The following is a 13,202-nucleotide window of genomic DNA, read 5'->3' as shown; positions in this document are numbered from 1 at the left end:
AGGCGACGGACCTAATGACGCAGCGGCGCCGGGCTCCAGAGTCCGCTACGAGTTGTCGAACCGAGATCGAGCCGTGCTGGTTCGGCATTGGTGTAGTACGGCGTGAGCTGCTGCAGCGCGCCCCAGTCGCGGAACCAGTCGTCCTTCAGATAGGTCGGCACCGTGGTGGGCCGCAGCAGCAGTTCAGTGATGCCGAGCGGGCCGCCGCCCAGGTTGTCCATCACCGGCGAGTTGGCTTCCGCGCCGAACCGGTCGGGCAGGATGCGCCACTTCGGCACCTCCACGACGCCGTACTGGTGACCGAAGGGACGCTGGCACGGGAACGCCATGCCGACGAGCCAGTCAAGGAGCACCGGGTCCTGCGAGCCGACGACGTCCTGCAGGGTGCGCAGGTGCGGGATGCGTGGCGGTGTCACCGCGATCCAGTGCATCGGGTTGAGGTCGTCGTCGGTGGCGACCAGCCGCACCTGGGTTGCCTCGCGGGGGATCGCGGCCATCGGTGCCCGCAGGTTGCGCCACGCGGGTGCCGAGCCGACGTCGGCGAACCCGACGCCGCCACCGGATTGCCCCCTGGCTGCCTCCTCTTCGGTGGCCCACTGCACCACGACCTCGCCGGGATCGAAGCGCCCGGCAGCCGAGACGACCAGAAGCGGCCCCGCCTGATCGCGGGGCGGCAGCCGATACCACGCCGAGCGCAGCACCGCGGGCTGCTGGGTGCCTGATCGCCAGCTTCCCATCACCGGAGTGCGGGCCGGATCGAGGCTGTACGGCAATCGGGCCCTGGAGCCGTTGACACCCGCGGCGGCGGTGGTGCCCCCTTCTGTGCCAGCCTCGTTGGCGCTCAGCGTGCCGGTTTCGGTGTCGGCGAAGTTCGAGGTGCCAGGCGACTCCATCACCGGGTCGGCAGACACGTCAGCGGGAATACCGTTGGGGCCGAAGCCTTCTGCCGTGACGTCACCAAGCGCCTCGCCGACTGGCGCACCGATCGGTGTCAGCAATCCAGCGTTGGGGTCCTGTTCGACCAGCACGTCGTTGGCAAGCCCGCACGTCTTGCCGGTGAGCGCCTCGAGGTTGGAGCGGCCGTTGCTCCACGCGGGGAACTGTTGCGTCATCCCCAGCGTCAGGGTCAGCACTTCGAAAACCACCAGCAACCAGGTGGCAATTGCCAACGGGCTCTGCACAATTCGTTGCCAGCGGCGTCGGGTTGGCGGGGAATCGTCGCGGCCGGAGAAGTGGAACCATGCAGCCACCAGAAGGGCCAGCACGGAAAGGCCCAGCAGGAACGTGGTGAAGCCGAAATGCCATTCCGGGAACTGATTCGACCACGGCACACCGAAGTTGGAGACGTACCACCAACCGTTCACGGTCGCGAATGACAACGCCATCACGAACAGCACCGTGGCGGCGAACACCGCCCGGTTGCGCCGCGACTTCATCGCCGCTGCCGTGATGGCCACTGCGGCCAATGCGCCAAGCGATCCCGCGAGCCCGGCGAACACGCCGAAGTGGTGAGTCCACTTGGTTGGAGTGAACATCATCGCAAGGAACGAGATGATCGTGATGCCGATGATGCGTCGGCTCGGACCGAGCGCCGTGCCGGGAATCCGCCCCTTGCGCAACGCCATTGCCACCGACACGGCCAGCGCCAGCAACAGGGTGAGCACGCCGAACCGGCGGGCCACGGAACCGTCGGGGCTTGTGGTGAACAACCGCTCGTAGCGGATGTGCTCGTCGAACCAGCTCAGGCTCGGTCCGACGGCGGATTTGAAGGTGCTTGCCTGGACCTCGCCGATCAGCGTCTGGTCGCGGAAGATCAGGATGATCGTCACCGTGCAGGCGGCCAGGATCGGGGCCAGCAGGGCAAGGTAGCCGAACCGCGAAGTATGCCGCGCCACAATCGTTTTCAGCGGACCGATGGCGACGAGCAGGGCGCCGACGGCGGCGATGCCCGTCGGCCCGGAGAACAATGTCAGCGCGCCGATGATGATCGCGATGGCCACTGGCAGCATGCGGTTGGTGGCAACGCCGCGCTCGACGGAGCACCAGGTCAGCAGAATGCCAAGGGCGATAATCGGTTCCGGCCGTAGCCCGTTGTTCAGTGGCAGCCAGAACGCCAGGAACATGCCGGCCGCGGTCCATGCCGCGGCGCGGCTGATCTTCACCGCGTGACCGAGGCGGGGGATCACTTCGCGGCTGATCAGCCACCAACTCGCCAGCGCCATCACCAGAGTCGGCAGCCGCACCCAAGCGCTGTTGGTGCTGACGTGCGCCCACAGCGCCAGCAGGTCGTAGTACCAGCCGAACGGCGCTTCCGGCGTGCCGAACCACCGGTAGTAGTTGGCCATGTAGCCGGCGTGCTCGGACACCCTGGCCATGGTCAGGATGTAGCCGTCGTCAGATGTGTTGGCGCCCACGAAATGCCACCAGACAAGGACCGCGGTCACCAGGCCGTCCAGCGGGGTCACCGACCACCAGCGCGGCGGCAGGAATCGCTTGACCCGCCTGCCGTCGGCGGCGTCGAGCACGTGCAGTGCGCCGAGTGCAAGCAACGTCATCGCGACGCCGATGATCATCGCCAGCATCTTCAGCAGCGTCGGCGAACTGCTGTAGCGGGAGTCGATGGTCGCCGAGAACTTCAGGCCCGGCGGGGCGGGGCCGGCCAAATCGGTGAAGACGCCGACGATCTGCGGGCGGAAGTCGTAGCCGCTTCGTTCGCCACGCAACGGCTTGCCGGGATTATCGGAATCGTGGGCCGTCACGAGGCCGACGAATTCACCGGTGACCTTATCGGCGTGCGCGGTGAAGGTGAGCTGTTGGCAGGCCGGGCTGAGCACCTGGCTCAGCGGGGCACTGACCACCGGGGTGTTGCGGACGATGACGAGCAGATCATTGTTGACCCGCTCGATGAGCAGCCCGCGGTCGACGGCCTTCGGCGCCTGCTTGGGCACCGTCGACAGCAGCACGGTCTTGCCAGGGCCGGTCAGCCCGGCGGCCGCACTGCAGGGCACCGAGATGTTCAGGTCGGTGGCGACATATCCGATCAGCGGCGCGTTGACACTCTGCAACACACCGTTCTGCGGCCAGTTGAGCTGTGCGGTGGTTTGGGTGACCGGAAGCAAGGGGGTCGCGATGGCCAGCGCCGCGCCGAGTAGCCCGGCGATGATCGCAATGAGGCGCGCGACGTGATGGTTGCCCGCATCGGTCACGGGGCTTGATGGTAATTGGCCTGTTTGCGGGCTCGTATCGGTGGCCATTACGGCTTCCTGATCGCCAGCACGAACGGCCCGATGTCGGAGACCGCGAACCGCGGGTCGTCGAAGAGCGCCTTGTCCAGGGTGACGTGATAGCGGCGGACGTTCGGCTGGTTGGGGTAGACATCGGCGGCGAGGCGCAATGTGTAGGTGTCATTGGCGCCGCGGCGCATCAGAAACACCGTCGGCGGCTTCCAGGGCAGCTTGTCCAGCGCGGTGACGAACTGATCGGCGCTGGTGAGCGTGGCCCAGCTTTCAATTGCCTTGGCCCGCTCGTCGAACTGCGCGAGCGGATTGGCGTAGTGCGAGGTCAGTCCCTGGAAACCGTAGTAGGGGTAGTAGGACAGGAAGCTGTAGTCCGCCGTGAGCACGACGGTCTGATTGCGCGGCTGGCCTGTTGTCGCCTGGATCTTGGCGTCGATCTCGCGGTAGTACTGCTCGGCGCCTGGCGGCCGACGGTCGGCGCGGTGGCCGTCGGCGTCGGTGTCGGTGTAGGCGACGACGATGTCGGGCTTGAGCACGTTCGGAATGTCCTGGGTGAACCCGAGTGCGCCCGCCGAGCCGAGAACAACCGCTGCGACGACGACGCGCCTGCCGACTTCTGGCCGGTAGCGGCGAGCGATCGCGAGAGCGGCCTCGACAAATCCGAATGTGCCCGCTGCGGCCAGCAGGACCGTCAGCGTCGGCTGCAACCGGAACGACAGCAGCGTGGTGCGAGCAAGCGTGGTCAGCATCGACAGCAGCGACCACGCGTAGACGGCCAGCACCGCGATCGCCAGCGCGCCAGCGCGTGTCGACGAGCGGACGCGGACCGCCAGCCACAGCGCGCCGACCATGCACAACCCGCCGAGAAGGGTGAACTGCAGCATCGGGAAGGACAGTTCTGCGCCGTCGGCCGGCAGATAATGCTGCGCGGTGCCGGAATCGGCGGGATGACCGTTGAGCGCGGCGATCAGGTACGGGCCCCAGCCGATCAGGCCGATGGCCCCGGCCAAGACAGCGATGACGACGAGCCTTGTCAATGGCTCCAGACGTCGACGGGCGACCGCGAGCGTCAGCCCCATGATCGCAAGCGTGAAGGCGGCGTATCCGAACAGCAGCGTGTAGAACAGCGCCGCGACTCCAAGGAAGATCCCGACGCCGATCACCGCGGCCCACCCCCCACCGCGGGTGGCGCCGCGCAGACCCGACCATGCGAGCACGAACACGGCAGGCAACAGCACCGCGATGATCGCCGAGTAGGGCTCCGCCGGTGAGTACGCCAGCGCCGCCGCAGTGGTGGCGATCGAGACGATCAGCGCGTATTCGAAGCGAATCATGCTGGCCCACAACACAAAAGTCAGCACCACGGCGATCGCGATAGAGGTGATGGCCCACGGCTTGAACATCTCCCATGCGGGCGTGCCCGTCAACGCGGCGAACCGCCCGCCCAGCCAGAACCAGCCCGGCGGATAGAACGGTGGCAGCCCGTAGTAGGTCATGTCGTGCGGGCCCGCGGTGTCGGCGAGGCGGGTCATGTACTCCGTGCGGAACTGCTGATCGACCGAGATCCCGAACAGATAGAGCTTGGTCGCGCCGAGCGGCATCCCCAGTGTGACGACCGCGAACCCGGACAGGAATACCAGGGCACCGACGCGGGCGAGCAACCGTCGTCCGCGACGCCAGACCCACCCACTTGCGAGCAGACCTGCCAGGCAACCGAATTGGCCGACAGTGGTCAGCGCGTGCAACTGGTTCGAGGAGTTGTAGGCGGGCCACTCGACACGCGCTATCGCGACGAGCGAGATCGCCGCAACGACCACCGCCACGACGACCGCCACCGCCATCTGGCCGAGGACGGCCAGCGCACCGCGCATCAGATGGGGAGCTTGCGGAAGATGGGCCGCGGAATGTGTCGCAACACCATCATCACGTACCTGAACGCCCCCGGCGCCCATACCAGTTCCTTGCCCTTGGCCGATGCCGTGACCGCCAACTCGGCTACGTACTCCTTGTCGACGGTGAACGGCGCTTCCTTGGTGCCTGTGGACTTCCAGTGCGCGATGGTCGTGCTGGTGCGCACCTGCCCGGGTCTGATCACCAGCACCCGAACCCCGAACTCGCGCAATGCTTCTCCGAGGCCGAGGTAGAAGCCGTCGAGGCCGGCTTTGGTGGATCCGTAGACGAAGTTGGACCGGCGCACCCGCTCACCGGCGGCGGAGCTCATCGCGATGATCCGGCCGAAGCCCTGCGCCTTCATCTTCTCGCCCACCAGCACACCGACGGAAACCGCCGCGGTGTAGTTGATCTCGGCGATCTGCACGGCCTTGCGCTGGTTTTGCCACAGTTCTTCGGCATCGCCGAGTAGGCCGAACGCCACGATCGCCACATCGATGTCGCCACCGGCTGCGGCCGCGTCGATGACCTTCGGATGGCTCTCGGTGTCGATGCCGTCGAAGTCGATCCAGTCGACGGACTTGGCGCCGGCCTCTTTCATCGCGGCGATGGCCTTGTCCTTGCCCGGGTGGTCGGGCAGGTCCGCCAGCACGATGCGAGCATGCGCGTTGCGCAGATAACGCGCGCAGATGGCCAGCCCGATCTCGGACGTGCCGCCGAGCAGCAGAATGGTCTGGGGGTTGCCTACGGCGTCAAGCACCATTTAGAGCAGCTCCAAGCGTCGGGCCATGTCGGATGCGAAGACGCCGTTCGGGTCGGCCTTGCGGCGCAACGCAATCCACTCGTCAATACGGGGATACATCTTGTGGAACCTGTCGGCGCTGACCCGCGAGTCCTTCGCGGTGTACACCCGGCCGCCGAATTGCATGACGCGGTCGTCGAGTTCGTTGAGGAACTCGTTGACGCCGGCCTTGTTGGGGAAGTCCATCGCGACGTTCCAGCCGGCCATCGGGAAGCTCAGCGGCGCGCGGTTGCCGGGTCCGAACAGTTTGAAGACATTGAGCGCCGAGTAGTGGCCGCGGGTCTGGATCCAGCGGATGATGGCCTTGAACTCGTCGAGCGCGTCGGGCGGCACCAGGAACTGATGCTGCGCGAAACCCGCTGGGCCGTAAGCATTGTTCCACCCGCTGACCAAATCCAGCATGTGGTAGAACTGCGACAGGTTCATGATCTTGCCGCTGTACGTTCCGCCGAGGCGGTAGTACACCTCGCCGATCGCCATGAAGGACAGCTTGTTCATGGCACTGACCGGAAAGACATTGGGCACCGTAAGTAGTTGCGGTGCATCGAATTTCAGCGGATTGCGCGCGAGCTTCGGCGGCAGCTGGTCCAGTGTTGCGAGGCTGCCCCTGCTGACCGCTGCCCTGCCCAGTTTCGGGGGCGGGCTGATCAGGTCGAACCAGGCACTCGAATAGGTGTATTTGTCCTCACTGCCGTCGAGGTGCACGGCCACCGTCTCGTCGAGATCCTTGGTGGCCACGCCGTCGGCGATGAAATAGGCGGTCTCGGTTCGGGTCATTGCGATGCTGGCGCGCACCACGATGCCTGTCAGCCCGTTGCCGCCGACCGTCGCCCAGAACAGCTCGCTGTCGGGGCCCTCGGGCGTGATGGTGTGCACCTCGCCGTCGGCCATCAGCAGGTCCATTGAGTGCACGTGGTTGCCGAAGCTGCCGGCGCTGTGGTGGTTCTTGCCGTGGATGTCGGAGGCGATGGCCCCGCCAACGGTGACCTGCCGGGTGCCGGGCAGCACCGGGACCCACAGGCCGAAAGGAAGCGCCGCCTTCATCAGTTGGTCGAGGCTGACGCCGGCGTCGACGTCGGCCAGGGCTGACTCGGCGCTGATCGAGTGGATCTTGTTCAGCGCAGTCATGTCGATGACAAGGCCACCACCGTTGCACGCCTGGTCGCCGTAAGACCGGCCGAGCCCACGGGCGAGGACGCCGCGGCGCAGGAATGAAGGACTCGACGTGCTGGGATCGGCGGCTTCGCGGACGGCCTTGGCGATCACTTCGACGTCGGGTGTGGCGAGAACCTGAGCGACGGACGGTGCGGTGCGCCCGAAGCCCGTCAGGGCACGCGCGGTCGTCGGGAGGTTCTCAAACATCGTGACGAGGGTACCGCCTGGCGTCTGGGACTCAGCGCAGCCGGAATATGACCGCCCGCTGGACGATGAAGTTGATCACAGTCGCGGTGCCCTGGGCGATCACGAACGCCACCGGCACCGCCCACGTCCGGTAATCGAACAGATGCAGGCAGTAATGGTTGAGGCCGACCTGCACGGCGAACGTGATTCCGTACAGCGTCATGACCGCGATGAACCGGGCCGTGCTGGGTTCGGCCTGGAACGTCCATCGCCGGTTGATCAGGTACGCGGTGATCGTGCCGACGATGAAGCTGAGTGCCTTGGCCAGGTCGACCTGCAGGCCGACCGCCTTGTACAGCAGCACGTAAAGGCCGAAGTCGACGATGGCGGAGAACCCGCCGGTGACGATGAACCGCCACGCCTGGGTTTTCAGCGTCAGGTTCGGCGACATCGGGGGCTCGGCCACCCGGGCAGCTTAGCCAGCCAAGCTGCTGTCCCTCAGCACACCGCACAGTGCCTCGACCGCCGCGGCGAACGCGTGCTCGGCTGGGGCGGCGAAGCCGACGATGATGCCGTCGCGGGTGGGCAGCGTGGCCAGCGGATGGCGCATCCGTGACAGGCCCTGCAGCGCGATACCGGCCTCGCCGGCCCGCCGCAGCACCTCGTGCTCGCTGCCGTCGGGCAGGGTCAGCAGCACGTTGACGCCCGCGGCCAGGCCGCTGATTCCGACATCGAATCCGGTGAGCGCGTCGACGAGAATGTCGCGGCGTCTGCGGTAGCGCACGCGCATCCTTCGGATATGGCGGTCGTACTGACCGCTGGTGATGAAGTCAGCCATTGTGAGCTGGTTGATGGCGTCCACGTAGAACTGTGCCCCGCCCGCGGCTTCGATCACCGGATCGACGAGCTCGTCCGGCAGCGCCATCCAACCGAGCCGAAGTGTCTGCGCCATGCTCTTGCTGGTCGACCCCATGTAGGCGACTCGGTGAGGGCATAGCCCCTGCAGGGCTCCGACGGGTTGGCGGTCGTACCGGAACTCGCCGTCGTAGTCGTCATCGAGTATGTAGCCATCGGTGCGCTGCGCCCATTCGATCACGGCGATGCGCCGCGACGGATGCAGCGGCATGCCTTGGGGGTTGTGATGAGCGGGGGTGAGCAGGACGGCGGGCGCGTCCGCGTCGTCGAGATCGCTTACCACAGCCCCCTTTTCGTCGAGTCCGATCGGAACCGTCGGCACGCCGAGGGCGGCGATCGCGTCGCGGAAGATGTGCAGCCCGTAGGCCTCGACAGCGATCGGGCTGCCGACCGCGCGCGTCAACAACTCGACCGCGTGTCGGACACCGGCGCAGATCACGATCGACTCCGGTGAGGTCCGCACGCCGCGCGCACGGGCGAGGTATTCGGCGAGCGCGTCGCGAAGTTCCGGGCGGCCGCGTGGATCACCCATCCGCAGCGCGTTGGTGGGGGCGTTGGTCAGAGCCCGGCGGGTGGCGGCCACCCATTCGGTGCGCGGGAACTCCGACACATCAGGCGAGCCGGGCATCAGATTGTGCGTCGGCACGACGCGCACGCCGCGGGGTGTTGCGGGCATGCCGGTTCCGCTGACGTTGAGCACCCAGGTGCCCGCGCCCTGCCGCGACGCGAGCCAGCCCTCGGCGACCAGTTCGGAGTAGGCGTCCGCCACGGTGTTGCGGGCCAATCCGAGGTCGGTGGCCAGGCTGCGGGACGGCGGGAGCATGGTGCCGGGCGCCAACCGGCCCGATCGCACGGCGTCGCGAAGCGCGCTGAGCAGCAGGTCTTTCGCTCCGCGGGCGCCGGGGGTGATGGTCTGGCCCAGGTCAAGGTGAAGGTCGCGGCTTCCCGGAGCCGCTTCGGAGGCGACATCGAACCGGCGATTGGCCCATGAATCCATACGAAGATTGAACCATGCAGATGGGTCTTTCGGTTTTAGCGTTGGAGCCATGACAACGACATTGGACAACCTGCCCGCCACCCGGCTGAAGATCTACAAGACGTCGCCGGAGCTGTACGAGGCGATGATGGGGCTGAGCAACGCGGCCGCCAAGGATGTCGAGCCCGAGCTCGGCGAGCTGATCAAGATCCGCGCTTCGCAGATCAACCACTGCGCGTTCTGCCTCGACATGCACACCCGCGACGGGCGCAAGCACGGTGTGAGCGAGCAGAAGCTCGACGTGCTGGCGGCGTGGGAGGAAGCCGGCGATTTGTTCACCGACCGTGAGCGCGCCGCTTTGGCGCTGACCGAGGCGATCACCGAACTTGGCAACGGCCACGTCCCCGACGATGTGTATGCAAGGGCCGCAGCGGTTTTCACCGAACGCGAGCTGAGTCAGGTCATCGCAATGGCGGTCACCATCAATGCATGGAACCGTATCAACGTGACGATCCGCCTCGAGCCGCCGCGCCGTTGATCAGGAGCTGACATGACGACCACTGAAACAACCCGCCGCAATCAACCTCAACCGGGTATCGCCGGAGGTTTACGAGGCGATGGCGACGCTGAGCAATGCGGTGGCGTGACTACGCGCCTGTCGCTGCCCAACCGCTGATCCGGCGTGCGCAGACCCGGCTCCGCAATGCCGCGGAGCCGGGTTCTGGCTATCAAGGCGGATGAGGGCGGCGTCGGTCCGGGTGCGGCAATAGCGCGGCGCCGGCGAACACAGCGCTGCAGCCGAGGAACACGCCGCCCACTGTGTCCGAGAACCAATGGACGCCCAAGTAGATCCGCGTCGCGGCTACGACCGCGGTGACGGCGGCGATCCCCAGCCAGACAAGCACATGCCGCGGCTTTGCGCCGAAGGCAATCGCCACGATTCCAAGGAACGACACCGTCGCAGACACGTGACCGGACGGGAAAGTGTGTGCCAGTGCGACCTGAATCGGCGAGCCAGGGGGCGGGTGGGCCGCCGTGATGATCTGTTTCCCAACAGTGCTGCCGATCCCCACCAAACCCACCGTTGCGGTCACCACGATTCCGGTCCATATCGATCGGCGGGCGACCGCGATGATCAGCGCGGCGGACAGGGTCGCCGGGACAATGAACATCGGCGATCCGATCTGGGTAAGGGTGAGCGCCAGCTTTGTCCTGCGGGGTCCCACATGTGGATGCACGCGCTCGGCGATCTCGCGGTCGAGCCAGAGCGCACCGCCGCCTCCGCGAATGTTGTACGCCACCGCGACGAGTAACGCGAAACAGATCGCCGACGCGGTCAGACACAGCAATGTCCGCAGCCAGAGGGGGAATGGCGGTGGGCGATCACTCACGGCGACAGTTTGCCGTACGTGGCCACCCGGGTGCCCGGTTGAGGTCGAGACTGCAGTCATCGCGAGACCGCCCGAGTCGGCTGCACAACAACTGCAGTTTCGCGACGATTCAGTCGCTCAAGTCGACACGCTAGACCCAATACGGCACACGCGCGCGATACTGGCGCATCGCCAACGCGGCGAACATCCACCCGATCACGGTCAGCGCCACGACAATTACCCAGTGGTGCAGTTGTTGGTCAGCACCCAACAAGGGCGCCCGCACGATGTCCAGGTAGTGCAGCAGCGGGTTGAGTTCGACGATCCTGGCGTAGGAACCCGCACCCTGCTGCTGCAGCGTCGACTCGTTCCAGATGATCGGCGTCATGAAGAACAACAACTGCACAAGGCTGAACAACAGCGGGCTGATATCGCGATAGCGCGTGGCCAGGATGCCGAAACAGATCGACACCCAAACCATATTCAGCACGATCAGGCCCAGCGCCGGGATCACCGCAAGGTCGGTCCATTTCCATGCCTTGGGGAAAATGATCGCGATGACGACGAAGATGATGATGTTGTGTGCGAACAGGATCACCTGGCGCCACACCAACCGGTAGACATGCACGCTCAACGGCGTTGGAAGTTGTTTGATCAGGCCCTCATTGGCGACGAACACCTCTGCGCCCTCGAGTATCGAGGCGTTGATCAGATTCCAGATGATCAGGCCCAGCGTCACGTAGGGCAGATGCTCGGCCAGTGGCAGCTTGAACAGTTTCGAGTACAGCAGGCCCATCGCGATGGCTGTAGCGCCCGTCGCGATCGTGATCCAGAAGGGGCCGAGCACCGAACGCCGGTATCGCTGCTTGATGTCCTGCCAGCCCAGGTGCAACCACAGCTCGCGCTTGCCGAATCCGGCGACGAGATCGCCCCACGCGCGGCTCATCGTGCGCGACTGCGCGGCCGCATCGGTGAAGGTCAAGAGCCAGGCCTTTCGAATCTCTCGCGACGACCCAAGCGCCGCAACCGAATCCACTCCCACAGGGCGGCCGGATCGCGGCGGGACACAAGAAAGTACCAACCAAAGCGAATCCACTCCTGAGGCAGAAGTTTCCGCATGCCGGGCTGCGACATCAGGTAGCCGCGGTTGCGGTAGGTAAAGAACCGCTTCGAGGCGTCGTCCGGGTACTGGGTGTGCATCCGGCCGCCGAGGATCGGTTTGAACTCGTCGCTGCCATGCGGATGCAGATACACCGCGTTCAGGCAGGTGCCGAACGGCAGGCCGGAGCGCACCAGCCGACGATGCATCTCGACTTCATCCCCGCGGACGAACAGCCGAAGGTCGGGGACCCCGACAGCCTCCAGTGTCGACGCGCCAATCAGTGCACCGTTGAACAGTGACGCAATGCCCGGCAGTAGATCCTCTGTGCCCACCTGTAATTCGCTTGCCAAGCGGCGCCACACCAGGCCGCGCCGCAACGGGAACGCCAGTCGCCGCGGATCCGCCATGTCGCACACCATCGGCGACACCTCGGCCAGCCCGTGCTTCAAAGCACACGCCAGCAGTGTGGCGAGCACCTCGGAGTCGGCCGGTCTGCCGTCGTCGTCGGCCAGCCACACCCAGTCCGCGCCCAGGGTCAGCGCGTGCAGCATGCCCAACGCGAAACCGCCTGCGCCACCCAGGTTTCGGCGCGACCCCAGATAGGTCGACGGGATCGGCTGGCCGTCGACGATCTCGCGCACGCGGCGGTCGTCGTCGTTGTCGACCACCACCAGGTGATCGGGTGCTCGGGTCTGAGCTGACACCGCATCAAGTGATTTGGCGAGCTCGTCGGGCCGTCGATGCGTGACGACCACCGCGCAGATCGACTCAGTCATGCGCCTGCTCTCGGGCGTCCTCTTCGAGGACCTCTCGCACGTGCCGGGCCGCGTCTTCGCCTTCGTACGCCCGCACGACATCCTCGATACCGCCGGTCATCTTGATGGTGCCGTGGTCGATCCACATCGCGGTCTTGCACAATCGGGCCAGGAATTCGTTGGAATGGCTTGCGAATACCAGGATTCCGGACCGCTCGACAAGACCCTGCAGCCGCGACTGCGCCTTTTTGAGGAAGTCGGCATCCACCGCGCCGAGGCCCTCGTCAAGCAGCAGGATCTCGGGGTCGATGCTGGTGACCACGCCCATGGCCAACCGCACCCGCATACCGGTGGAGTATGTGCGCAGCGGCATCGACAGGTAGTCGCCGAGTTCGGTGAACTCCGCGATCTCATCGACCTTGGCCATCATCTGCTTTCGCGTCTGGCCGAGGAACAGCCCACGGATGATGATGTTCTCGAACCCAGAGATTTCCGGGTCCATTCCGACGCCGAGGTCGAACACCGGCGCCACCCGGCCCGTCACAGATGCCACGCCGCGGGTCGGTTCGTAGATCCCGGACAGCAGCCTCAGCAGCGTCGACTTGCCTGCGCCGTTGTGCCCGACGAGGCCTACCCGGTCGCCGAGTTCGAGCGACATCGTGATGTCGCGCAACGCCTCGATGACCACGACGTTGGACTCGTTGCGTCCGATCGCGCCGCCTGCCTTACCGAGGAACGCCTTCTTCAGCGACCGCGTCTTGGCGTCGAAGATCGGAAACTCCACCCACGCGTTGTGGGTCTCGATGTGAACCACG

Annotated in this window: 11 protein-coding genes; 1 reads left to right on the top strand and 10 read right to left on the bottom strand. The window is 65.9% G+C overall.

Going from position 1 to position 13,202, the window contains the following annotated elements:
- Nucleotides 1–11: 11 nt before the first annotated feature.
- Genes MYCSM_RS29830 through pdxR form a run of 6 tightly spaced genes read right to left on the bottom strand, consistent with a single transcriptional unit; the run spans nucleotide 12 to nucleotide 9,181 of the window.
- The gene (locus tag MYCSM_RS29830; RefSeq protein ID WP_015309908.1) at nucleotides 12–3,254 is read right to left on the bottom strand and encodes an arabinosyltransferase domain-containing protein; all 3,243 of its coding nucleotides are present in this window, start codon (nucleotides 3,252–3,254) and stop codon (nucleotides 12–14) included.
- Entirely contained in the window at nucleotides 3,254–5,107 is a 1,854-nt protein-coding gene (locus MYCSM_RS29825; protein WP_015309907.1) for a galactan 5-O-arabinofuranosyltransferase, read from the bottom strand. The genes MYCSM_RS29830 and MYCSM_RS29825 overlap by 1 nt, the downstream gene beginning before the upstream one ends.
- Nucleotides 5,107–5,889 carry a decaprenylphospho-beta-D-erythro-pentofuranosid-2-ulose 2-reductase gene (locus MYCSM_RS29820; protein ID WP_015309906.1) on the bottom strand — a complete coding sequence of 261 codons (783 nt, stop codon included), beginning with the start codon at nucleotides 5,887–5,889 and terminating at the stop codon, nucleotides 5,107–5,109. Before MYCSM_RS29820 ends, MYCSM_RS29825 begins: the two co-directional genes overlap by 1 nt.
- Nucleotides 5,890–7,290, bottom strand: a complete 1,401-nt coding sequence (locus MYCSM_RS29815) for an FAD-binding oxidoreductase (RefSeq protein WP_015309905.1) — start codon at nucleotides 7,288–7,290, stop codon at nucleotides 5,890–5,892. It lies immediately after the preceding gene.
- A 31-nt stretch (nucleotides 7,291–7,321) separates the two neighbouring features.
- Nucleotides 7,322–7,720 carry a GtrA family protein gene (locus MYCSM_RS29810; protein WP_015309904.1) on the bottom strand — a complete coding sequence of 133 codons (399 nt, stop codon included), beginning with the start codon at nucleotides 7,718–7,720 and terminating at the stop codon, nucleotides 7,322–7,324.
- A 24-nt stretch (nucleotides 7,721–7,744) separates the two neighbouring features.
- On the bottom strand, nucleotides 7,745–9,181 hold the full coding sequence (pdxR, locus tag MYCSM_RS29805; protein ID WP_015309903.1) for a MocR-like pyridoxine biosynthesis transcription factor PdxR: 1,437 nt from the start codon (nucleotides 9,179–9,181) through the stop codon (nucleotides 7,745–7,747).
- A gap of 49 nt (nucleotides 9,182–9,230) precedes the next feature.
- Between pdxR and MYCSM_RS29800 the strand changes: the two genes are divergently transcribed.
- Complete coding sequence (locus tag MYCSM_RS29800) at nucleotides 9,231–9,698, top strand: carboxymuconolactone decarboxylase family protein (protein ID WP_015309902.1); 468 nt, start codon at nucleotides 9,231–9,233, stop codon at nucleotides 9,696–9,698.
- A 190-nt stretch (nucleotides 9,699–9,888) separates the two neighbouring features.
- On the opposite strand, the gene MYCSM_RS35410 is transcribed toward MYCSM_RS29800, so the two are convergent.
- From MYCSM_RS35410 to wzt, 4 genes are all read right to left on the bottom strand, one after another.
- Nucleotides 9,889–10,551 carry a phosphatase PAP2 family protein gene (locus tag MYCSM_RS35410; RefSeq protein ID WP_157681421.1) on the bottom strand — a complete coding sequence of 221 codons (663 nt, stop codon included), beginning with the start codon at nucleotides 10,549–10,551 and terminating at the stop codon, nucleotides 9,889–9,891.
- Between the two features lie 130 nt (nucleotides 10,552–10,681).
- The gene (gene wzm / locus MYCSM_RS29790) at nucleotides 10,682–11,512 is read right to left on the bottom strand and encodes a galactan export ABC transporter permease subunit Wzm/RfbD (protein ID WP_015309900.1); all 831 of its coding nucleotides are present in this window, start codon (nucleotides 11,510–11,512) and stop codon (nucleotides 10,682–10,684) included.
- Complete coding sequence (glfT1, locus tag MYCSM_RS29785) at nucleotides 11,509–12,408, bottom strand: galactofuranosyltransferase GlfT1 (protein ID WP_015309899.1); 900 nt, start codon at nucleotides 12,406–12,408, stop codon at nucleotides 11,509–11,511. The genes wzm and glfT1 overlap by 4 nt, the downstream gene beginning before the upstream one ends.
- Nucleotides 12,401–13,201: a galactan export ABC transporter ATP-binding subunit Wzt/RfbE gene (gene wzt / locus MYCSM_RS29780; RefSeq protein WP_015309898.1), complete on the bottom strand. Its 801-nt coding sequence runs from the start codon at nucleotides 13,199–13,201 to the stop codon at nucleotides 12,401–12,403. Before wzt ends, glfT1 begins: the two co-directional genes overlap by 8 nt.
- Between the last annotated feature and the right edge of the window lies 1 nt (nucleotide 13,202).

Source organism: Mycobacterium sp. JS623 (genome assembly GCF_000328565.1).
Classification (GTDB): Bacteria; Actinomycetota; Actinomycetes; order Mycobacteriales; family Mycobacteriaceae; genus Mycobacterium.
This window is presented reverse-complemented; position numbering and strand designations above follow the sequence as displayed.